Raw genomic sequence first — 21,355 nt, forward strand, 5'->3', positions numbered from 1 at the left:
GCTCGACTAGCCTGACGTTCGTCATCCCATCATCGTCACCAGGAGGTTCCCCGGTGGAGGTCAAGATCGGCATCGCGGAGAGCCCGCGGGAGCTCGTGGTGTCCAGCGGCCAGACGCCCGAGGAGGTGGAGGCCCTGGTCAACGAGGCGATGAAGTCCGCCGACGGGACGCTCGCCCTCGTCGACGACAAGGGGCGCCGCTTCCTCGTGCCCGCCGCGCGCATCTCCTACATCGAGATCGCTCCCGCGTCGCCGGCACGGGTCGGCTTCGGCTCCTGACACCCGAGTCCCCTCGAACGGCCGGTCCCCTCGGGGGCCGGCCGTTCGTGTTTCCCGGGCCTGACCAGCGAATCCCGAAACACAGCGGTAATGACCCCTGCGTCGACCGATTGTTGAACAATCCTTACGCTCAACGAAACCGGTGCGACTGGGCTCACGGCCGTGGCCGACGTCGACACGAGCAGGGAGATTCCATGGGTCATCCGGACAGTGCCGGACCGGACGTCGACACGACCGTCGCCCCGGCCAGGGCGTACGACCCGAAGCGCACGATCGCCGTCGTCGGCGCGATGTTCCTGATGGCGATGTCCGCGGCGGGACCGGGCTTCATCTCCCAGACCGGCACGTTCACCGCCCGCTACGGCGCGTCCTTCGCCGCCGCGATCGTCGCCAGCATCGTCATCGACGTCGCCATCCAGCTGAACGTCTGGCGGGTCGTCGGGCTCTCGGGTCTCCGGGCCCAGGACCTGGCCAACAAGGTCGTCCCCGGCTCCGGATACGTCCTGGCCGGCCTGATCACCCTCGGCGGGCTCGTCTTCTGCACCGGCAACCTCAGCGCGACCGGGCAGGGGCTGAAGAACCTCTTCGGGCTCGAGCCCCGGATCGGGGTGGTGCTCAGCGCCGCGCTGGCGATCCTGATCTTCTCCTACAAGGCGCTGGACGGGACGCTGGACAAGGCCGTGATCGTCCTCGGCACGATCAAGATCGGTCTGATCGCGTACATCTGCGTCGTCACCACCCCGCCCGTCGGCGAGGCTGTCGTCCGCACGTTCGCCCCGGTCGGGCTGGACTTCCTGCCCGTCCTCACGCTCATCGGCGGCACCGTCGGCGGCTACATCACCTACGCCGGGGCGCACCGGCTGATCGAGTCCGGCACGACCGGGCCGGAGAACCTGAAGGCGATCGCCCGCGGCTCGGTCAACGGCATCCTGATCACCGGGGCGCTGCGGCTGCTGCTGTTCCTGGGCATCCTCGGCGCCGTCACCGCGGGTGCGGTGCTGTCCACGTCGGACCCGGTGGGCTCGGCGTTCGCCGCGGCCGTCGGACCGGTCGGGCTGGCGCTGTTCGGCCTGGTCTTCTGGACGGCGGGCATGACGAGCACCATCGGCGCCTCGTTCACCTCGGCGACGTTCCTCAAGACGCTCGCCCCGCCCGTCGCGCGCCGGTTCAACCTGAGCATCAGCGTCTTCATCGCGGTCTCGACCGTGCTGTACCTGGTCGTCGGCCAGACCCCCGCGGCGCTGCTCGTGTTCGCCGGGGCGTTCAACGGCCTGATCCTGCCGTTCGGACTCGGCATCATGCTGTGGATCGCCTGGCGCCGGCGCGACCTGCTGCAGGGGGCGACCTACCCGCGCTGGATCCTGCTGGTCGGCGTCGCGGCCTGGCTGTTCACCGTCTACGCAGGGGTCCGCTCGCTGGCGGACCTGCCGAAGATCTTCAGCTGATCTGCTCGACGGCGGCGGCGTAGGCCGCGATCAGGTGGCGCTGGGAGCGGCGCAGGTACCGCTCCAGGGTCACCGCCGCGTCGTCGAGCCGTCCGGCGGCGATCTGCGTGGCGAGCTCGACGTGGGCGGGGACGTAGCGCTCGTGCATCTCCCGCGCGTCCGCGACCAGCAGGAACGCCAGCCGGAGCTCGGCGAGCAGGCTGCGGATCGCGCTGTCGATGCGGGGGTTGCCCGGCAGCGCGGCCAGCCCGAGGTGGAAGCGGGAGTTGGCCGTTCCGACGGCCGTCCAGTCCTCCCGGGCGACGGCCTCGACACCCTCCGCCGCCGCGGCCTGCACCGCGGCGACGAGCTCGGGATCGAGCGGGCCGTCGAGTGCCGCGGCCTCGCGCAGGGCACCGGTCTCCAGGGAACGGCGCAGCCCGCACAGGTCCGCGAGGTCGCCACGGCTCAGCTGCCGGACGAACACGCCGCGGTGCCGCCGGTGCTCCACCAGTCGCTCGTGCCCGAGGATCTGCAGCCCCTCGCGGATGGTGTTGCGGGAGACGCCGAGCGCCTCGACGAGCGCCTCCTCGCCCAGCTGCACGCCCGGGCGCAGCTCGCCGTCGAGCACCTGGGCGCGGAGCAGGTCCGCCACGCGCGCCGCCGTCGAGGCCGCGTGCAGCGTCTCGCGCTGCCGGGAGAGCGAGGCGGTCCATCCGGCGCGGGGCGTGCTGGCGGGCATGCGCCCAGGCTAGCGGGCGCTGTCGGATCGTCCGACAATTCGCCGGGTCAGTCGTCCTCGGGCGGGGGCGGCTCGTCGAGGGGGAACGGCGGGCGGCCCGTCCCGCTGAGCCGGTAGCGGCCCCACAGGTCGACGTCGCCGATCGTCGCGGCCGCGCTGCCGTGCTCGGTCCGGAACTCGACGTCGCCGCCCCGGCCGCCCAGCAGGTCGGTGAGCCGCTCGGTCCGGTCCACCCGGCCGAACCAGTGCAACCGGCCGTCGTGGGGCTCGTGCTGGACCAGGATCTGGACCCGGACCGGCACCTCCTCGCCGTCAAGCGTCAGGGTCGCGGCGCCGGTGTAACCCGCTTCGTCGTGGTCGTGCTCAACCTGCTCTGCGTGGGTCTCAGGCATGGTCTCTCTCCTTCTCGCGGGGGTCGGGCACGGCGCGGAGCGGGGTGTCGGGAGCCGGGGTGCCGGGAGCTGGGGTGCCACGGGTCGGGGCCGCGGCCGCGAGCACGCCGCCCAGTCCGCCCCAGATGAGCGTGGTCAGGTAGCTGGTCAGCGCGGCGCGGCTCATGGTGCGGCGTTCGAGCCACCAGTCGCCAGCGTTCTTCACCATCCCGACGAGGCCGAGCGCCCACACCTCGGCGCCACCGGAGTCCAGGCCCGCCGCGCGCAGCCGCTCGCCGATCAGGATCGAGAGCAGCCGGGCGATCCGTTCCTGCACGTCCTCGACGATCTCGCTGCCGGCCTCGCGCTCGGCGGTGTTGTGCACGACGAAGCGCCAGAGCTCCGGCTCGTCCTCGATGCCGGCGAGAAACGCATCGACGATGTGCGCGATCAGAGCGGCCTCGTCCGCCTCCGAGTCCGCGGCCTCCAGCGCCGTGAAGATGCGTTCCATCAGCAGCTCGGCGCTCTTCTCGCCGACCGCTCGCTGCAGGTCCGCGCGGTCGGCGAAGTGCCGGTAGAGCACGGGTTTGGTGATCCCGGCGCGCTTCGCGATATCCGCGACGGAGACCCCCGCGCCGTGCTCGCGCACCGCGTCCATCGCCGCGTCGACCATCTCGGCGCGGCGTTCGGCCCGACGTTCGGTGTTGCGGACGGAGCGGTCGTTCCTCTTGACAGCTGGCGTGTCGTGCGGCACGTTACCAGTGGTAACAGTTACCGGCGGTAACAGCAAGCGCCGGTGGCCTTCGACGAGAGGAGAGCCGACGGTGTCTCATCCCAGATCCCGACGAGCGGTGGCCCCGGGCTCCCGTGTGCTGATCACGGGGGCCGCGGGCGGGTTCGGTGCGCCGACGGTGCAGCGGCTGCGTGAACAGGGTGCGAAGGTCGTGGGGCTGGACCGGGTCGCCGGGGACGGAATCGTCGCCTGCGACATCACCGACGAGGCCGCGGTCGACCAGGCGGTGGCCACCGCGGTCGAGCAGCTCGGCGGCCTGGACGCGGTGGTGCACTACGCCGGCATCGGCACGCCGAACGACGCGGGCGGCCCGCTCGAGCCGGACGCGATGAAGGTCATCGACACCAACCTGCTCGGGGCGTGGCGGGTCACGGCCGCGGCGCTGCCCGCGCTGATGGCGGGCCGGGCGGACCGTGGGGGCGCCAAGGGCCGCGTGGTGTTCGTGTCCAGCGAGCTCGCCTACCTGACGCTCCCGTTCGTCTCGGCCTACAGCGTCGCGAAGCGCGGGATGGCCGCCTATGCCGACGCCCTGCGCCTCGAGTACGGCACGGAGCTGTACGTCAGCACGGTGTACCCGGGCTACGTGCGGACGCCGATCCACGACGCCGGCCGCGAGGTCGGGCTCGCCCTGGAGGGGCAGGTCCGCCGCGAGGAGGTCGAGGACATCGTCGGCACGGTCGTCCGCGCGCTCGCGGCCACCCGGCCGCCGCGGGACACCGCCGGCACCCGCGCCGGCCAGCTCGAGCTCTGGGCCGGACGGCACATCCCCACGATCGTCGGCTCAGGCGTCGTCCGGCGCCTGCGCAAGCAGGCCGCCACCGGCCACTTCGACTCGTCGCCCGTCGCGGCGGGCCTGGTCCGCAGGCTGACCGGCCGCGACGTCCCCGCAGTAGTGCAGGAGACCGCCCCCGCGACGGAGAGGAGCACCTCATGAGCGCCCCCACCGCAGACAAGCCCACGAAGACCCTGAACGACCGCGAGGCCACGGCCGAGCGGCTGCTGAAGTCCTCGGTCGACCACTCGTACGACCCGAACCTGGACATCGACTGGGACGCCCCGCTCGTCGAGGGCAAGTGGGGCATCTCGCCCGAGCTGTCCAGCCTCTACGGCACCGAGCTGTGGGACGGGCTCACCGAGGAGCAGCGGCGGACGCTGACGATCCACGAGGTGTGCAGCGTCGCGCGCATCGGCCTGTGGTTCGAGATGATCCTCATGCAGATGCTGCTGCGCTACGCCTACGACCGGGACCCGCGCCGCAGCCACATCCAGTACGCGCTCACCGAGATCGCGGACGAGTGCCGGCACTCGATCATGTTCGCCAAGATGACCGAGGCCTACGGCGTCCCGGACTACGCGCCGACCGGGCTCACGCACAACCTGGGCCGGCTGTTCAAGACGGTCGGCTACGGCCCCGCGATGTTCGGCGGCACGCTGTTCGTCGAGGAGATCCTCGACCAGATGCAGCGCAGGAGCATGCGCGACGAGTCGGTGCAGCCGCTCACACGCATGGTCAACAAGATCCACGTGACCGAGGAGGCGCGGCACGTCCGCTACGCCCGCGAGGAGCTGGCGCGGATCATGCCGAAGACCAGCCGGGTGCAGAAGGAGATCGGGCGCTACCTGCTCTCGCGGATCGCGTTCGTCGTCGCGCGGAACATCATCCACCCCGAGGTCTACCGCAGCGTCGGGATCGACCCCGAGGTCGGCCGCAAGGCCGCGCTGGCGAACCCGAACTGGCAGGAGACCCTGCGCTGGTCCGCCCGCAAGTGCGTCGCGTTCCTGCGCGAGCAGGACCTGATCGGCGGCCCGACGGAGGTCCTGTGGCGGAAGGCCTACCTGGTATGAGGGTCCGGTCCGCGGACGGCCTCGAGCTGCACGCCGAGGTCACCGGGGCAGCCAGGGGAAGTTCCGGTACCGAGGCCCCGGTGACCGTCGTGCTCGCGCACGGCTGGACGCTGGACTCGCGCTGCTGGGAGCCCGTCGCCGACTCGCTGGTCGGGGCCGGGCTCCCGGTGCGCGTCGTCCGCTACGACCACAGGGGGCACGGCCGCTCGGACACCGCCGACCCGTCGACGCTGACGATCGAGCAGCTCGCGGACGACCTGGCGGCGCTGATCGAGCAGGTCGCGCCGGACGGGCCGCTGGTCCTGGGCGGCCACTCGATGGGCGGCATGACCGTGATGGCGCTCGCCGAGCGGCATCCGGAGCTCGTGGCCGCGCGGCTCGCCGGCGTCGCCCTCGTCGCGACGGCCAGCGGCGGGCTGGCGGACGCGACGTTCGGCCTGCGGCCGGCGCAGCTCGAGCTGTTCCGCCGTGCCGAGCGCCGGATGTACGCCTCACGCGGCTGGGACACCCGCCGTGCCCTGAGCAGGCACCCGTGGCTGCTGCGGCCGGGGATGAAGTGGCTGCTGCTGGGCAGCGACGCGGACGCCCGCGCGGTCCGGCTGACCACGAAGGTCGTCGCGGAGTGCCGGCCGAGCACGGTCTCCGGCTTCCGGCCGACCCTGGAGGCGCACGAGCGGGACGCCGCGCTGGCCGCGTTCGCGCAGGTACCGGTGGAGATCATGGTCGGGTCCGAGGACCGGCTCACGCCGTCGTCGTTCTCCCGCCGGATCCGCAAGGCGCTGCCGGACGCGTCGCTGACGATCTTCCCGGAGGCCGGGCACATGCTGCCGGTCGAGCGGGTGGCAGGGGTGTCCGCGCGCCTGCACGCGCTGGCCCGCACCGCCGCCACGCGCTCGTCGGCGGCCTGAGGACGGGACCGCCCCGTCCGTCGCAGGGCTCTCGCGACGGACGGGGCGGGCTCACCGCTGAGCTCTAGTCGTGCACCATCGGGAAGCCCGCGAGGCCCTTCCAGGCCAGCATGGACATGAGTGAGATCGCCTCGTCCCGCGGGATGCCCTGCTGGGAGTCCAGCCAGTACTGCGCGGTGACCTGGCTCAGGCCCACCAGCCCGACCGCGAGCAGTCGCGCCCGGGCCTCGTCCAGGCCCGCGTCCTGCGTGACGACCTCGGCGACGGCGTCGATGCAGTTCGTCAGCGCCCCGTCGACGACGGCGGCGGCCTCGGGCTCGCCGCGCAGGTCCGACTCGAACACCAGCCGGTAGGCGTGGCCCTCGCCCGCGACGAAGTCGAAGTAGGCCGCGACGGCCGCATGCACGCGGGCCCGGTTGTCCGCGGTCTCGGAGATGGCCTCGCGGACCCGGGAGACGAGCTCGGCGGCGTAGGTGGTGAGCAGCGCCCGGTACAGCTCGAGCTTGCCGGGGAAGTGCTGGTAGAGCACCGGCTTGCTCACGCCCGCCTTCTCGGCGATGTCGTCCATCGCGGCAGCGTGGTAGCCGTGCGCGGCGAAGACGTCCCGGGCGGCCACGAGGAGCTGGGCGCGCCGTGCGCTTCGGGACAGCCGGGCTCCCCGCTGCACGGGTGCGGTGGTCTCGGTCATCGTGTACTCCTCACTGCAGGCCGTGCGCGGTGATGCTACCCGCAGGTAACTCCCGACGGGGTGAAGAACGCGCGACTTCCTGTACGGGGCGTACCCGGTTCGGCCGCGGTCGATGTGGGAGATCGTCAGACGGTGCCGCGGAACCGCCGCAGGCGGAGACTGTTGGTGACCACGAACACCGAGCTGAACGCCATCGCCGCCCCCGCGATCATCGGGTTGAGCAGGCCCACCGCGGCCAGCGGGAGCGCGGCGACGTTGTAGGCGAAGGCCCAGAACAGGTTGCCGCGGATCGTGCCGAGGGTCCGCCGGGCGAGCCGGATCGCGTCGACGGCCGCGAGCAGGTCCCCGCGGACCAGCGTCAGGTCGCTCGCCTCGATCGCGACGTCCGTGCCCGTGCCCATGGCCAGCCCGAGGTCCGCGGTGGCGAGCGCCGCCGCGTCGTTCACGCCGTCGCCCACCATCGCGACGACCTTGCCCTCGGCCCGCAGCCGCTCGACGACGGCGACCTTGTCCTCCGGCATGACCTCGGCGATCACCGAGTTCGGATCGATCCCCACCTCGGCCGCGACGGACCTGGCGGCGGCCCGGTTGTCCCCGGTCAGCAGGACCGGCGTGAGGCCCAGGTCCCGCAGCCGGCGGACGGCGTCGGCGCTCGTCGGCTTCACCGCGTCGGCGACGACGAGGATCCCGCGCGCCTTCCCGTCCCAGCTCACGGCGACGGCGGTGCGGCCCTCGGACTCCGCCTTCTCCTTCGCCTCGACGAGGGACTCCGGCAGCGTGATGCCGTGTTCGGCCAGCAGCGCGGGCCGCCCGACCGCCACGGCGTGCGCGACGATCCGGTCGCTGCCCCCCGCGGGCGTCAGCGGCTCGGGACCGGCCGGGGACCGCAGCGGCGCGGGCAGACCCGGCAGCTGCGCGAGCTCCGCGACGAGCCCCTGCACGCCCAGGCCGGGCCGGTTCTCGAACTCGCCGACGCGCAGCAGCTCGCCGAACCGCTCGCGCGCCGCGGTCGCGACCGCCCGGGCGACGGGATGTTCGGAGCCGTTCTCGACCGCGCCGGCGAGCCGCAGCACCTGGTCCCGGGACTCGCGTGCGGCCGCGTGCACCGCGAGCAGCGTCATCACGCCGGTGGTGACCGTGCCCGTCTTGTCCAGGACTATCGTGTCCACGCGGCGGGTGGACTCCAGGACCTCCGGCCCCTTGATCAGCACTCCGAGCTGCGCGCCGCGGCCGGTGCCGACCAGCAGCGCCGTGGGCGTCGCGAGGCCCAGCGCACACGGGCAGGCGATGATCAGGACGGCGACGGCCGCGGTGAACGCCCGGGTGGCCCCCGCACCCGTCCCGAGCCAGTACCCGAGCGTCCCGACGGCCAGCGCGATCACGATCGGCACGAACACGCCGGAGATCCGGTCCGCGAGCCGCTGGGCGGCGGCCTTCCCGCTCTGCGCGTCCTCGACGAGCTGCGCCATCCGGGCGAGCTGGGTGTCCGCGCCGATCCGGGTGGCCCGCACGACCAGCCGGCCGCCCGCGTTGACGCAGCCGCCGGCCACCGAATCGTCCGGGCCGACCTCGGCCGGGACGGACTCGCCGGTCAGCATGGACACGTCGACCGCCGACGTGCCCTCACAGACCGTGCCGTCCGTCGCGACCTTCTCGCCGGGGCGGACGACGAACAGGTCCCCGACGGCCAGCTCGTCGACCGGGATCCGTTCCTCGGTGCTGATCCCTCCCGGCCCGTTCCGCACGACGGCGACGTCCTGCGCGCCGAGCTCCAGCAGCGCCCGCAGCGCCGCGCCGGCCGTGCGCTTGGACCGGGCCTCGAAGTACCGGCCGGCCAGGATGAACAGGGTGACCCCGGCGGCCACCTCGAGGTAGATCGCGTCCGCGCCGGAGCCGCGGGAGACCGTCAGCTCGAACGGGTGCGTCATTCCCGGAATGCCCGCGGTGCCGAGGACCAGGGCGTAGACGGACCAGCCGAGCGCGGCGAGTGTGCCGAGGGAGACCAGGGTGTCCATCGTCGCGCTGCCGTGGCGCAGGTTCGTCCAGGTGGCGCGGTGGAAGGGCCACGCGCCCCACAGCACGACCGGTGCCGCGAGGCCCAGCACGACCCACTGCCAGTAGAGGAACTGCCACGCCGGGACCATCGACACCACGATCACCGGGACGGCCAGCAGCGCGCTGACGACGAGGCGTTCCCGCAGGTCCCGAGCGTGCTCCTCGGCCGTGCCGGGGTCCTCCGCCGCGGGGAGTGCCGCGGTGTAGCCGGCGGCCTCGACGGTCGCGACGAGCTGCTCGGGCGTCACGTCGGCGGCGTAGCTGACCCGCGCCTTCTCCGTCGCGTAGTTGACCGACGCCTCGACGCCGGACAGCTTGTTGAGCTTGCGCTCGACGCGGTTGGCGCACGACGCGCAGGTCATGCCGCCGATCGCGAGCTCGATGCGCGTCCGCTCCTCGTTCGTCGCCGTGCTCGGCGTGGTCATGCTCAGCTCCCTGCCGTGGAGACGGTGAACTCGGCCGTCCCGGTCCGGCCCTCGTGCCGGTATCCCAGGAAGAACCGGTAGGTCCCGGCCGTCGGGACCTCGGTGGTGAAGGCGATCGCCGGGCCGGCTCGGTCCGTCGGGAGTGGCCGTGTGGTCTCCGGCCGGACCCGGACGTACGCCAGGTCCCCCTCGCGGACCGCGACGAGCCGGCCGAAACCGCCCCGGGTCGGCTCGAGCTCGGTGACCGGCTGCCCCCAACGCCCGACGGTCGTGTAGATCGCCGACGGGACCCCCGGGACCAGCCGGCCGTCGATCCGGACCTGGTAGCCGTCCACCGCGGCCGGGGCGCCCGTGGGCGGGAAGATGCGGGAGTCCGGGAACGTGAACGGGTCGAACTCCCCGGGCGCGAAGAGGTCCGTGCCCAGCGCGAGCCGCGGGCCGCCGGTGGGGACGAAGTCCGCGTAGGCCCGCCACACCCCCGCCGCCGGGAGCAGGAACGGGACGCTCCACGTGCCGTCGGGACCCATGGTGGGGGAGAGGTCCTGCATGCCGGCCGCGTCCCGTCGCACCACCAGCAGGTTCATCCGCTCGCCCGGCCGGAACTCCTGGTCCGGGGCGACGTCGAAGGCCGTGACGGGCGCGCCGTCCGAGCCGGTGATGCGGAAGCTGAACGTCGTGGGGCTGTTGACGGCGAACGACGTCGTCGTGGGGACGAAGGTGTAGCCGGCCGCGGTGGCCGAGAGGCCGAGCGGATCCGCGGGATCCGGGCCGGCGGCCGCCGGCGGGGGAGCCATCGAGGCCATCCCCGGCTCGTGCGCCGCCGCCGGGGCCGGGCCGTCGCCGGACCCGCCGAACGCGGCCCCCGCCCCCCATGCGGCCCCGAACACGACGCAGAGCACGGCGAGGTAGCTGCCGAGCCGCACCGCGGTCTGCATGTGTTCCGTCTCCCTGGCTCGTCTTCGCGGGGCTGTCGTGCGCGTTCGACGCGGCGCGCCACCGGGGGGTACAACGCACGAACGGGCCGTCCGACACGGTGAAGCTACCCCAGGGGGGTATCGATGCGTCGCCGGGGACCGGATGGTGCGGGTCACCCGAGGTGGTCGGGACGGGCGGGTTCAGGCCATGCTCGTCGGGTGGTCTCCGTCGCGCTCCCGCTGGTTCACCCGCGGAACACCTCCGCCCCTCGCCCCGCGGGCACCGTCGACCCGGCCGACCTCCCGGTCCTGCCGGACGACGAGCATTGGCCCGCGTGGCCGGGCCGCGACGTCACGTCCGGCGGGGTGACCCTGCACGTCCGCGAGACCCCCGGCGCCGATGGCACCGAGGCCGTCTACGTGCACGGGCTCTCCGGCTCCGCGACGAACTGGACGGACCTCGCGGGCCTGCTCGCGCCGCGGGCCGCGGGCGTCGCCGTCGATCTGCCGGGGTTCGGGTACTCGAAGCCGCTGCCGTCGCGGGACTACTCGCCGTCCGGCCACGCGGACGCGCTGCTCTGCTGGCTGGCCGGCCGCGGGCGGCCCGTGCACCTGCTGGGCAACTCGCTCGGCGGGATGGTCGCGACGATGGTGGCCGCCCGCCGGCCGGAGCTCGTCCGCACGCTCACCCTGGTCTCGCCCGCATTCCCGGACCGGCGGCCGGACCCGCGCCGGATGTCCGATCCGCGGATGGCGCTGGCGATGATCCCCGCCATCGGGAAGAGGGCCCGGGCCCAGCTGGCCGCGGCGTCGCCCCGGGCGCGGGCCGAGCAGGTCATGGCGCTCTGTTTCGGGGACCCCGGCCGCGCCACCGACGCCCGCCTGGACGAGACGGCCGCCGAGATCGCGGCCCGCGGGCGTCAGCCCTGGGCGGGGGAGGCCGTGTCCCGCTCGACCAAGGGGATGTTCGTGAGCTGGGCCGGTCGCGGGCTCTGGGCGACGGCCGCACGCGTCCCGGTGCCGACGCTCGTGGTCTGGGGGGACCGGGACCGGCTCATCTCGCCCCGGCTCGCCGCGCGGGCGGCGCGCACGTTCCCGGACGGGCGGCTGCTGATGCTGGACGGCGTCGGGCACATCGCGCAGATCGAGGTGCCGGACCGGGTGGCGGCCTGTGTCGCGGCACTCTGGGACGAGTGCCCTTCCTGAGCCCGGATGGGAAGATAGGCCCCGACGAGTGCGTTGGCACCAGCGGGACGCACGCACGATCGACACGCAAGACAGCACCGAGGAGCTTTGACATGGCGCTACCGCCGCTCGTGGAGCCGGCCGCCGAACTGACCAAGGACGAGGTCGAGCGCTACAGCCGCCACCTCATCATCCCCGACGTCGGGATGACCGGGCAGAAGCGGCTGAAGAACGCGAAGGTGCTGGTCGTCGGCGCCGGTGGTCTGGGCTCGCCCGCGCTGCTGTACCTGGCCGCGGCCGGTGTCGGCACGCTGGGCATCGTCGAGTTCGACGAGGTGGACTCGTCCAACCTGCAGCGCCAGATCATCCACGGCCAGTCCGACGTGGGCCGCCCCAAGGCCGAGTCCGCCCGTGACTCGATCAAGGAGGCGAACCCGTTCGTCGAGGTCCGGCTGCACCAGGTGCGGCTCGACTCGTCGAACGTGATGGACATCTTCGCCGACTACGACCTCATCCTCGACGGCACGGACAACTTCGCCACGCGCTACCTGGTGAACGACGCCGCCGTGCTGTCCGGGAAGCCGTACGTCTGGGGTTCGATCTTCCGGTTCGAGGGTCAGGCCTCGGTGTTCTGGGAGAACGCCCCGAACGGGCTCGGCCTGAACTACCGCGACCTCTACCCCGAGCCGCCGCCCCCCGGGATGGTGCCGTCGTGCGCCGAGGGTGGCGTGCTGGGCGTCCTCTGCGCGTCCATCGGCTCGATCATGGTGAACGAGGCGATCAAGCTGATCACCGGCATCGGCGAGCCGATCCTGGGCCGGCTGATGGTCTACGACGCCCTCGAGATGACCTACCGGCAGGTCAGGATCCGCAAGGACCCGGCCACGCCCGAGATCACCGAGCTGATCGACTACGACGCGTTCTGCGGCACCGTCTCCGATGACGCCCAGGCCGCGGCGGCCGGCAACACGATCACCGCGCTCGAGCTCAAGGAGATGATCGACGCGGGCAAGGACTTCGCGCTGATCGACGTCCGCGAGCAGAACGAGTTCGAGATCGTCCGGATCCCGGGTTCGGTGCTCATCCCGAAGGACCGCATCCTCTCCGGCGAGGCGCTCTCGGAGCTCCCGCAGGACAAGCCGATCGTCCTGCACTGCAAGTCCGGGGCGCGCTCGGCCGAGACGCTCGCGGCGCTGCAGAAGGCCGGCTTCAAGGACGCGGTGCACGTCGGGGGCGGCGTGCTGGCCTGGGCCAAGCAGGTCGACCCCTCGCTTCCCACGTACTGACCCACGATCCCCGTAGAGCCGTACCGACCGCCCGTCCTCGTTCGCGAGGGCGGGCGGTCTGCGTCTGTGGATCACACTGCGCAGACGTTCCTGTGCTGTGGGTCACATATGAGCAACCCCCTGTCGCGGTCCGTGACGGCGGGCGCCTCCACCACGACGGTCCGTGGCGATCACGCTGTTATGTGACGCTCCGTGCCTTTGACCCGGGGGAGCACGTCCGACTGGAGCAATGACAATCGATCATCGGCCTGGGTAGCCTCCTTTGCCTCGGTGGATGTCGTGTCCCGTCATCCGAACGGGGCCAGGGAAGCGGGGACCTTCGGACGCCGCGGTGTCGGGGGCGCGTGAGCGCCGCCTCGGTGGCCCCGACGGGGACGTCGTGCTGAACGGGCACGCGCTCCCGGTGACTGCGATGGGGGTCGACTGTGGTGGACGATTTCGGGGTGGACGATTTCGGGGTGGACCGGTTCGGCTCCGACGGGTCCGGGTCGCCCTCGCTGCGGCGCAGGTGCGCGCTCCCCGGGTGCGATGCGCTGGTCGAGGAGACGCCCGACCGGCCCGGGAAGATCTACTGCACCGCCGCGCACCGGGTGGCCGCGCGGCGTGAGCGACGGGCCGCGGCGCAGGCCGCCGGCGACGAGCGGCTGACCGAGACGCTGCCCTGGCTGCGCGAGACGCCGGAGGGGCCGCCCGTCCGGAGCAGAGCCGTGCCGGCGCGCGTCGCCGCACCCGGGCGGGAGGAGCCCGAACCGGAGCCCGGGGAGCTCCCGGGTGCGCGGTCGTCGTGGATGGCCGGGCTGGCGCGGCGGCGGCGCGCGATCGCGGTGCTGGGCGCGACGGCCGTGCTGGTCGGCGGCTACGCGCTGACCACCTCGTCCGCGTCCCCCGATCCCTCCCCGCCGACGGTGACGATGCCGGAGGGGACCACGGACGAGGAGTGGGCACGGCGGGCGCAGCTCGCGCTGGTCGCGGTCAACGAGCAGCTCGACACGATCGGCGAGACGGAGCAGGCCTGGAACTCGACGGCGGCCGCGCAGCAGGTCGGGACCGCCCCTTCCGCCGTCCGGCAGCTGCAGGAACGCAGGCGGGTGCTCGAGCAGCAGCGGGCGACGCTGCAGTCCCAGCTGGAGACCTACCGCGAGCTCGAGCGCACCTCGGACGAGCTCCGGCAGGCGGACAGCCGGCTCGACGAGATCCAGCGGCTGCTCGACGCCGCCCCCGCCCCGCCGTCGCGTTCCGCCGCCGACACCTCCTGGGCCACGGCCCTGTCCGAGCAGCGTGACCTGCGGGCCCGACACCGGGAAGCGGTGGCGAGCCAGGTGCAGAACCTGTCGGAGGGCGTGCGAACCGCCACCCGCAGTCCGCTGCCGAACGACGCGGACCGCACCGACCGGGTGCGGGAGGAGGTGCTCCGGCTCGCGAGGAACCCCACGCCGAGTCCGACGCCGTCGCAGGGGGTGGACGAGCGGCCGCCGGTCGTGCAGGGCCGCGACCAGGACGAGAGCCGCCCGTCGGGCGAGGTCGGCACGAGCGGCCCGCCGGACCCGCGCGGGCCGGGGGACGACGCGGAGGAGACGCCGGAGCACGACCATTCCGGGGATGCCCGCGCGGTCGGCTCGGGACCTGATCGTGGCGGGCCGACCGGCGCTGTGTCGGGGACCGTCGACGGCGTCGGCGGGACGCTCGGGCTGAACGGCCAGCAGGGCGGCCGGCCGGACCAGGGCTCGGGAGACCGGAAGGACCAGGGCCGGGGGCAGCCGGGCGGTCAGGAGCGGCAGGGCTCCGGGCAGCAGCAGGGTTCCGGGCGGCAGGGTGCGCAGCGGGGTGGCGTAACGGGTGCGGTGTCGGACACCGTCGACGGCGTCGGCGGAACCCTCGGTCTGGACGGCGGCCGGCAGGCGTCGGCGCAGGGCCGGGCATCCCAGCAGGATCGGCGCGGGGCGTCCGGACAGACCGGTCGGGCCGGGCAGGGCGCGGACCAGGGCGGCTCGGCACAGGCTCGCACCGAACGGGTCGAGGCCGTGCCGTCGCCGGGCCGCGTCGACCGAAGCAGCGGGGCCGACGCGTCCCGGCAGCGTGCCGAGCAGGGCGGAGGCGGCGCCCCGGCGCGCCGGTCCGTCGGGCAGCAGGATGCGGGGACCGGCGCCGACCCCCAAGCTCCGCGTCCCGTGGGCGGGGAAAGCTCCGGCATCGCCGGCGCCGTCGCCGGTCCGATGATCAACACGATGACCGGCGGGCTCGCGGCGCCGCAGATCGACGGGGCACTCCGGCTGGCGGACCGCGAGGCGGACCGGCAGATCCAGGAGCAGCTCCGGCAGCGCGGCGCCGCCGGGGCGTCGACCCGGGAGACCGGGCCGCAGGACTCCGGTTCGGACGGTTCGGGGCGGTCCGGGGCGGACACCTCGCGCTCGACCGGGAGCTCGGGCTCCGCAGGCGCGGCGAGCGGGCAGGACTCCAGCGCGAGCGGCTCGGTGCGCAGCAGCGGCGCGTCCCGGAGCTCGGACGGCGCCCGTGCGAGCGGCAGCGGCAGCGATTCGAGCAGCAGCTCGAGGACCACCGGGTCCGGCGGCGGCTCGCCGACGGGCGCGACCCGGGCGGGCGGCACCTCGGACAGCGCGTCGGACAGCGGCTCGCGGACCACCACCCCGCGCAGCGAGAGCTCCGGCAGCGGATCCAGCCGGTCCACGGGCGCCGGGGCCGGGCCGGGCGGCTCCTCGGGCTCCGGCACCACGGAGCGGAGCAGCAGTTCCTCGTCGGGCGGCTCGGGTACGGTCGCCGACAGCGCGAGCAGCGGCGGCGGGACCCCGTCCGAGCAGGAGGTGCGCGTCTACGCGGAGGCCCTGGCCGCGGACGTGTCGAGCTGAGGCGCTCCTCGGCGCCGGCCGCGGACGACGCCGCCCGGCACCGCCGAGCCTGATTCCGGAAGTCCTGCTCGGGGATCTCTCCGCGTGGCGACCGTGATCCCGGCGGCGACGCAGGTACCGTGCCGGTCGTGACGGCAGCTCCCGTAGTCCCGACCAGCGAAGCGGCGATCGCCCTGCCCGACCACGTGCGCGTCGCGTTCGGGGTGAAGGACGTCGTGCCGCGGCCGGTGGTGTGGGCGGGTCAGCGCGCCTGGCACTGCGGGGACGTCCTGCTGCGCCCGGTCGCGGACAACGCGGTCGCCGCGTGGTCCGCCGGGGTCCTGGACAGCCTCGAGGTCGAGGCCGTGCGGCTCGCCCGCCCGGTCCGGTCCTCGGACGGCCGCTGGGTCGTCGCCGGCTGGGCCGGATCCCGCAACCTGGCGGGCTCCTCCGAACCGCGCCACGACGACGTCATCTCCGCCTCACTGCGCCTGCACGCCGCCACCTCCACCGTGCTGCGTCCCCGCCTCCTCGACGACCGCGACGACCTGCTGTCCCGCTCCGCCGCCGCCGCCTTCGGGGAGCGTCGCCTCGTGCTGGACCCGGGGACCGGCGGGGAGCTGTTCGAGCAGCTCGCGGCCCACCGCCGTCCGGTCAGGCTCTCCCCGCAGGTGGTGCACGGCGAGCTGTTCGGTGCCGTGCTCTTCGACGTCGACGGCGTGCCCGCGGTGCTCGATCTCGTCCCGTTCTGGCGCCCGGCCGAGTGGGCGGCGGCGGTCGTCGCCGTCGACGCCGTGGCGTGGGGCGGTGCGGACGAGGGCCTGCTGGACCGGTGGTCGCACCTCGACGAGTGGCCCCAGGCGCTGCTGCGCGCCGTCCTGTACCGGCTGGCCCTGCACGCCCAGCACCCCGACGCCTCCGCCCGGAGCCTCCCCGGCCTCGAGCGCGCCTCGGGCCTGGTCGCCGCCCGCCTCTGACACCCGGAAGCCGCGTCATGGAGCCATGGCGCGGCCGGGCGGCCCCGAAATTCGCGTTGCGGCTCCACAACGCGGGCGTGGCTTCACGGGGCCGGTCCTGGCTCGGTGATCTCACGCTGCACCTCACCGCACGTGAGGACCGCTTTGCGTCGGCGTCACACGGGGCCACGGCGGGGTAATGAGTCCTTCCTACGGTCTGCGCATTCCCTCGGATGCGACAGACCCACTGGAGGACGGCGTGACAGCCACCGCAGAAGGCTCGACGGACACGACGGGCGGTGACGAGACCGGCACCGTGAACCGTGGCCTCGTGCAGGGTCGCTGGATCGGGCACTGGGAGCCGGAGGACCCCGGCTTCTGGGAGCGCACCGGTAAGAAGATCGCCAACCGCAACCTGTGGGCGTCGATCCTCGTCGAGCACGTCGGTTTCTCCGTCTGGACCCTCTGGTCGGTCTTCGTCGTGTTCATGGGCCCGGAGTACGGCGTCGACGCGGCCGGCAAGTTCTTCCTCGGTGCGACGGCCACGCTCGTCGGCGCGATCCTGCGGGTGCCCTACACCTTCGCGGTCGCCCGCTTCGGCGGCCGGAACTGGACGGTCGTCAGCGCGCTGCTGCTGCTGATCCCCACGATCGCCGCGGCGTTCGTCCTGCAGCCCGGGACGCCCTACGCCGTCTTCGTGGTCATGGCCGCGCTCGCCGGCTTCGGCGGCGGCAACTTCGCGTCGTCGATGACCAACATCAACGCCTTCTTCCCCGAGGGCCGCAAGGGGACCGCGCTGGGCCTCAACGCCGGCGGCGGCAACCTCGGTGTCGCACTCATCCAGCTCCTCGCGCTGCTGACCATCGCGACCGCGGGCGCCGGACAGCCGAAGATCCTGTTGATGATCTACATCCCGCTGATCGTGGTCTGTGCGGTGGTGGCGGCGTTCTCCATGGAGAATCTCTCCAGCGTCAGCAACGACAAGGGCGCCATGAAGCTCGCCCTGCGCGAGAAGGACACCGGAATCATGTCCTTCCTCTACATCGGCACCTTCGGGTCGTCCATCGGCTACAGCTTCGCCTTCGGGCTCGTGCTGCAGACCCAGTTCGGCCGCACCCCACTGCAGGCCGCGGCGGTCACCTTCATCGGCCCGCTGCTCGGCTCGTTCATCCGCCCGCTCGGCGGCTACCTCGCGGACCGCCTCGGCGGCGCCCGGGTCAGCCAGTGGAACTTCGTCCTGATGGCCGTCGCCGCGCTCGTCTGCATCCTCGCGTCGGGGGCGGACTCGCTGGCCCTGTTCACGCTCGGCTTCATCCTGCTGTTCGTGTTCTCGGGCATCGGGAACGGCTCGACCTACAAGATGATCCCGGCGATCTTCCGCCGCCAGGCGCTGGGCCGGATCGCGGCCGGGGCGGCCGAGGGCCCGACCATGCTGCATGCCCGCCGCGTCTCCGGTGCCGCGATCGGCCTGATCTCGGCGGTGGGTGCCCTGGGCGGCCTGGCGATCAACCTGGCCTTCCGCCAGTCGTTCGCGGCGACGAAGAGCGGGGTCCCGGCCTTCTGGGCCTTCCTCGCCTTCTACCTGGTCTGCGCCGTCGTCACCTACCGGGTGTACGCGAAGCAGAAGGCCACGGTCCGGGCCGCTCCGGACCGGTCCGCGCTCGCCCGCGTCTGACCGGCACGACCAGAACACGAACGACCCCCGCGAGGCGGGGGCGAGGAGGTACGGCATGGCCCGGCACCTGGTGGTCGTCGGCAACGGGATGGTCGGGCACCGGTTGGTGTCCGCGCTGCGCGAGCGGGACACCGCGGGCGCGTGGCGGATCACGGTGCTCGGTGAGGAGGGCCGCCCGGCGTACGACCGGGTGGGGCTCTCCACGTACGTCGACGGCAGCTCCGAGGAGGACCTGCGCCTCCCCGAGCTCGACGACCGGGTCGAGCTCCGGCTCGGGGATCCCGTCGTCACCCTCGACCGCGGCGCCCGGCGGGTCGTCACCGCGTCCGGCGCCGAGCTGACCTACGACGCCCTGGTCCTGGCCACGGGATCGGTCCCGTTCGTGCCGCCGGTGCCGGGCAGGGACCTCCCGAACTGCTTCGTCTACCGCACGCTCGACGACCTCGACGCGATCAAGGCGGCGGCCGCGGCGGCCGTCGCGCGACCCGGCCCCGGCCGTCGTTCCGCGGTCGTCGTCGGCGGCGGGCTGCTCGGCCTGGAGGCCGCCCGCGCGATGCGGCTGCTCGGGCTGTCCCCGCAGGTCGTCGAGATCGCGCCGCGGCTGATGCCCGTCCAGGTCGACGAGGGCGGCGGTGCCCTGCTGCGGAACCTCGTCGAGCGCCAGGACATGGCGGTGCGCTGCGGCGTCGCGGTCTCGGCGGTCTCGGAAGATCGCGGCAGGCTCGTCGCCACGCTCTCGGACGGCATCGAGCTGGACGCGGACCTGGTCGTCTTCTCCGCCGGCATCCGGGCCGCGGACTCGCTCGCCCGCAGCTCGGGCCTCCCCGTCGGGGAACGCGGCGGCGTGCTGGTCGACGCGGCGTGCCGCACCCCCGACGGATGCGTCTGGGCGATCGGCGAGTGCGCCGCGCTCGAGGGCCGCACGTACGGCCTGGTGGCGCCCGGGTACGCGATGGCGGAGGTCGTCGCGGACCGGCTGCTCGGCGGGTCGGGCAGCATGCAGCCCGCGGAGCTGGACATGTCCACCAAGCTCAAGCTGCTCGGCGTCGACGTCGCGAGCTTCGGGGACGCGCACGCGGCCACCGACGGCGCGCTCGAGGTCGTCGTGAACGACCCGGTCGCCGGCACCTACTCCAAGATCGTGGTCTCCGACGACGCGCGCACCCTGCTCGGCGGCGTGCTCGTCGGGGACGCCTCGAAGTACGCGACCCTGCGCCCGCTCGTCGGCTCCGCGCTGCCCGCGGACCCCGTCGCGATGATCGCGCCCGGCGGCGTCGAGCTCGGCGCGGACGCCCTCCCGGACTCCGCACAGATCTGCTCCTGCAACGCGGTCACCAAGGGCGCGCTCAAGGCCGCGATCGACGACGGCGCCCACGACGTCCCGGCGCTGAAGTCCTGCACCCGGGCCGGCACCAGCTGCGGGTCCTGCATCCCGATGCTGAAGACCCTGCTGCTCGGCGCGGGCGTCGAGGTGTCGAAGGCGGTCTGCGAGCATTTCGCGTACTCCCGCGCGGAGCTGTTCCAGATCATCGCCGGCGCCGGGATCCGGACGTTCTCCGAGCTCGTCGAGAGCCACGGGACCGGGCGCGGCTGCGACCTCTGCAAGCCGGTCGTCGCTTCGATCCTGGCGTCGCTCGGCAACGGGCACGTCCTGGAGGGGGAGCAGGCCGCGCTGCAGGACACCAACGACCACTTCCTCGCGAACCTGCAGCGCAACGGCACCTACTCGGTCGTCCCGCGCATCCCGGGCGGGGAGATCACGCCGGACGGGCTGATCGTGATCGGCGAGGTCGCCCGGGACTTCGGGCTCTACACCAAGATCACCGGCGGCCAGCGGATCGACATGTTCGGCGCCCGCGTCGAGCAGCTGCCGCAGATCTGGAAGCGCCTGGTGGATGCCGGGTTCGAGTCCGGGCACGCCTACGGCAAGTCCCTGCGCACGGTGAAGTCGTGCGTCGGCTCGTCCTGGTGCCGGTACGGCGTGCAGGACTCGGTGGGCATGGCCGTGCTGCTGGAGCTGCGGTATCGGGGGCTGCGCAGCCCGCACAAGTTCAAGTCCGGTGTCTCGGGCTGTGCGCGCGAGTGCGCCGAGGCCCGGAGCAAGGACTTCGGCGTCATCGCCACGGAGAAGGGCTGGAACCTCTACGTGGGCGGCAACGGCGGCGCGAACCCGCGGCACGCGGACCTGATCGTGCAGGACGTGGACTCCGAGCAGCTCGTCAGGATCATCGACCGGTTCCTGATGTTCTACATCCGTACCGCGGACCGGCTGCAGCGCACCGCCGCCTGGCTCGACGCCCTGGAGGGCGGACTGGACCACCTGCGCGAGGTGGTCGTGGACGACTCCCTCGGCATCTGCGCGGACCTGGAGGCGGCGATGGCGACACACGTCGAGAACTACGCGGACGAGTGGCGGGGGGTGCTGGAGGACCCGGCGAAGCTCGAACGCTACGTCTCCTTCGTCAACGCGCCGGAGACGCCGGACCCGACGATCAGCTTCATCACGGAGCGGGGACAGCCGATCCCCGCCCGGCGGGAAGGCGATCCGGTGCTGGTCGGGATGCCTGCGATGAACGGGGTCTCCCGATGACCGCTGTCGAGACCGGCCTGCGCTGGGAGACCGTCTGCCTGCTGGAGCGGCTGCAGCCGGAGCGGGGCGCCGCCGCGCTGGTCGAGGGCCGGCAGGTCGCCGTCTTCCGCCTGCACGACGACTCGGTGCACGCGATCGGCAACATCGACCCGTTCTCCGGCGCCGCCGTCCTCTCCCGCGGGATCGTCGGGGACAAGGGCGGCGTGCCCGTCGTCGCGTCGCCGGTCTACAAGCAGGCGTTCAGCCTGCTCGACGGCCACTGCCTCGACGAGCCGGACGTGGCCGTGGCCGTCTACGCCGTCCGCGTCGACGATCACCGTGTTCAGATCGGGTTACCGTGAGGGCGGTTACGCGGTGGACCCCGGCGCCAGCGCGGA

The 21,355-nt window shown here is 73.3% G+C and carries 18 protein-coding genes; 12 read left to right on the plus strand and 6 right to left on the minus strand.

All coding sequences use genetic code 11. The annotated features are described in order from the left end of the window. Positions 1-53: 53 nt before the first annotated feature. Together JWP64_RS10320 and JWP64_RS10325 are read left to right on the plus strand one after the other, a co-directional pair. The gene (locus tag JWP64_RS10320) at positions 54-278 is read left to right on the plus strand and encodes a DUF3107 domain-containing protein (RefSeq protein ID WP_297495196.1); all 225 of its coding nucleotides are present in this window, start codon (positions 54-56) and stop codon (positions 276-278) included. Positions 279-472: 194 nt separating this feature from the next. Next, a complete protein-coding gene (locus JWP64_RS10325) occupies positions 473-1,723 on the plus strand; it encodes an NRAMP family divalent metal transporter (protein WP_297495199.1) in 1,251 nt (416 codons plus the stop codon). Here the strand turns inward: JWP64_RS10325 and JWP64_RS10330 are convergent. Genes JWP64_RS10330 through JWP64_RS10340 form a run of 3 tightly spaced genes read right to left on the minus strand, consistent with a single transcriptional unit; the run spans position 1,716 to position 3,569 of the window. Next, positions 1,716-2,444: a GntR family transcriptional regulator gene (locus JWP64_RS10330; RefSeq protein WP_297495202.1), complete on the minus strand. Its 729-nt coding sequence runs from the start codon at positions 2,442-2,444 to the stop codon at positions 1,716-1,718. The two genes, JWP64_RS10325 and JWP64_RS10330, sit on opposite strands and share 8 nt — an antisense overlap. A gap of 47 nt (positions 2,445-2,491) precedes the next feature. Then, positions 2,492-2,836, minus strand: coding sequence for a DUF4873 domain-containing protein (locus JWP64_RS10335; RefSeq protein ID WP_297495205.1), 345 nt, complete (start codon positions 2,834-2,836; stop codon positions 2,492-2,494). Next, complete coding sequence (locus JWP64_RS10340; RefSeq protein WP_297495209.1) at positions 2,829-3,569, minus strand: TetR family transcriptional regulator; 741 nt, start codon at positions 3,567-3,569, stop codon at positions 2,829-2,831. The genes JWP64_RS10335 and JWP64_RS10340 overlap by 8 nt, the downstream gene beginning before the upstream one ends. Before the next feature lie 70 nt (positions 3,570-3,639). Here JWP64_RS10340 and JWP64_RS10345 point away from each other — a divergent pair, with 70 nt between their 5' ends. The 3 genes from JWP64_RS10345 to JWP64_RS10355 are packed head-to-tail and all read left to right on the plus strand — an operon-like array spanning position 3,640 to position 6,361. After that, a complete protein-coding gene (locus JWP64_RS10345; RefSeq protein WP_297495212.1) occupies positions 3,640-4,542 on the plus strand; it encodes an SDR family NAD(P)-dependent oxidoreductase in 903 nt (300 codons plus the stop codon). Next, positions 4,539-5,453: a diiron oxygenase gene (locus JWP64_RS10350; protein ID WP_297495215.1), complete on the plus strand. Its 915-nt coding sequence runs from the start codon at positions 4,539-4,541 to the stop codon at positions 5,451-5,453. The genes JWP64_RS10345 and JWP64_RS10350 overlap by 4 nt, the downstream gene beginning before the upstream one ends. Continuing rightward, positions 5,450-6,361, plus strand: a complete 912-nt coding sequence (locus tag JWP64_RS10355) for an alpha/beta fold hydrolase (RefSeq protein ID WP_297495218.1) — start codon at positions 5,450-5,452, stop codon at positions 6,359-6,361. The genes JWP64_RS10350 and JWP64_RS10355 overlap by 4 nt, the downstream gene beginning before the upstream one ends. 64 nt (positions 6,362-6,425) lie before the next feature. On the opposite strand, the gene JWP64_RS10360 is transcribed toward JWP64_RS10355, so the two are convergent. The 3 genes from JWP64_RS10360 to JWP64_RS10370 form a co-directional block, all read right to left on the minus strand. Next, positions 6,426-7,049, minus strand: a complete 624-nt coding sequence (locus JWP64_RS10360; protein ID WP_297495221.1) for a TetR/AcrR family transcriptional regulator — start codon at positions 7,047-7,049, stop codon at positions 6,426-6,428. Positions 7,050-7,174: 125 nt separating this feature from the next. Continuing rightward, positions 7,175-9,529, minus strand: coding sequence for a heavy metal translocating P-type ATPase (locus JWP64_RS10365; RefSeq protein ID WP_297495223.1), 2,355 nt, complete (start codon positions 9,527-9,529; stop codon positions 7,175-7,177). Positions 9,530-9,531: 2 nt separating this feature from the next. Continuing rightward, the gene (locus JWP64_RS10370; RefSeq protein WP_297495226.1) at positions 9,532-10,464 is read right to left on the minus strand and encodes a hypothetical protein; all 933 of its coding nucleotides are present in this window, start codon (positions 10,462-10,464) and stop codon (positions 9,532-9,534) included. 198 nt (positions 10,465-10,662) lie between these two features. On the opposite strand from JWP64_RS10370, the gene JWP64_RS10375 reads away from it, so the two are divergent. The 7 genes from JWP64_RS10375 to nirD all read left to right on the plus strand — a co-directional run bounded on the left by JWP64_RS10375 (position 10,663) and on the right by nirD (position 21,319). Then, positions 10,663-11,649 carry an alpha/beta hydrolase gene (locus tag JWP64_RS10375; RefSeq protein WP_297495229.1) on the plus strand — a complete coding sequence of 329 codons (987 nt, stop codon included), beginning with the start codon at positions 10,663-10,665 and terminating at the stop codon, positions 11,647-11,649. Positions 11,650-11,741: 92 nt separating this feature from the next. Beyond that, a complete protein-coding gene (gene moeZ / locus JWP64_RS10380; RefSeq protein ID WP_297495232.1) occupies positions 11,742-12,914 on the plus strand; it encodes an adenylyltransferase/sulfurtransferase MoeZ in 1,173 nt (390 codons plus the stop codon). A gap of 443 nt (positions 12,915-13,357) precedes the next feature. After that, a complete protein-coding gene (locus tag JWP64_RS10385; protein ID WP_297495235.1) occupies positions 13,358-15,778 on the plus strand; it encodes a hypothetical protein in 2,421 nt (806 codons plus the stop codon). A 128-nt stretch (positions 15,779-15,906) separates the two neighbouring features. Further along, entirely contained in the window at positions 15,907-16,734 is an 828-nt protein-coding gene (locus JWP64_RS10390) for a TIGR02569 family protein (RefSeq protein ID WP_297495238.1), read from the plus strand. Positions 16,735-17,029: 295 nt separating this feature from the next. Beyond that, complete coding sequence (locus tag JWP64_RS10395) at positions 17,030-18,388, plus strand: nitrate/nitrite transporter (RefSeq protein WP_297495362.1); 1,359 nt, start codon at positions 17,030-17,032, stop codon at positions 18,386-18,388. 55 nt (positions 18,389-18,443) lie between these two features. Then, positions 18,444-20,978: a nitrite reductase large subunit NirB gene (nirB, locus tag JWP64_RS10400; protein ID WP_297495241.1), complete on the plus strand. Its 2,535-nt coding sequence runs from the start codon at positions 18,444-18,446 to the stop codon at positions 20,976-20,978. Next, positions 20,975-21,319 (plus strand): nitrite reductase small subunit NirD, encoded by a 345-nt coding sequence (gene nirD, locus JWP64_RS10405; RefSeq protein WP_297495244.1) that lies wholly within the window; start codon positions 20,975-20,977, stop codon positions 21,317-21,319. The genes nirB and nirD overlap by 4 nt, the downstream gene beginning before the upstream one ends. Positions 21,320-21,355 lie beyond the last annotated feature (36 nt).

The organism is Pseudonocardia sp. (genome assembly GCF_025465255.1).
Classification (GTDB): Bacteria; Actinomycetota; Actinomycetes; order Mycobacteriales; family Pseudonocardiaceae; genus Pseudonocardia.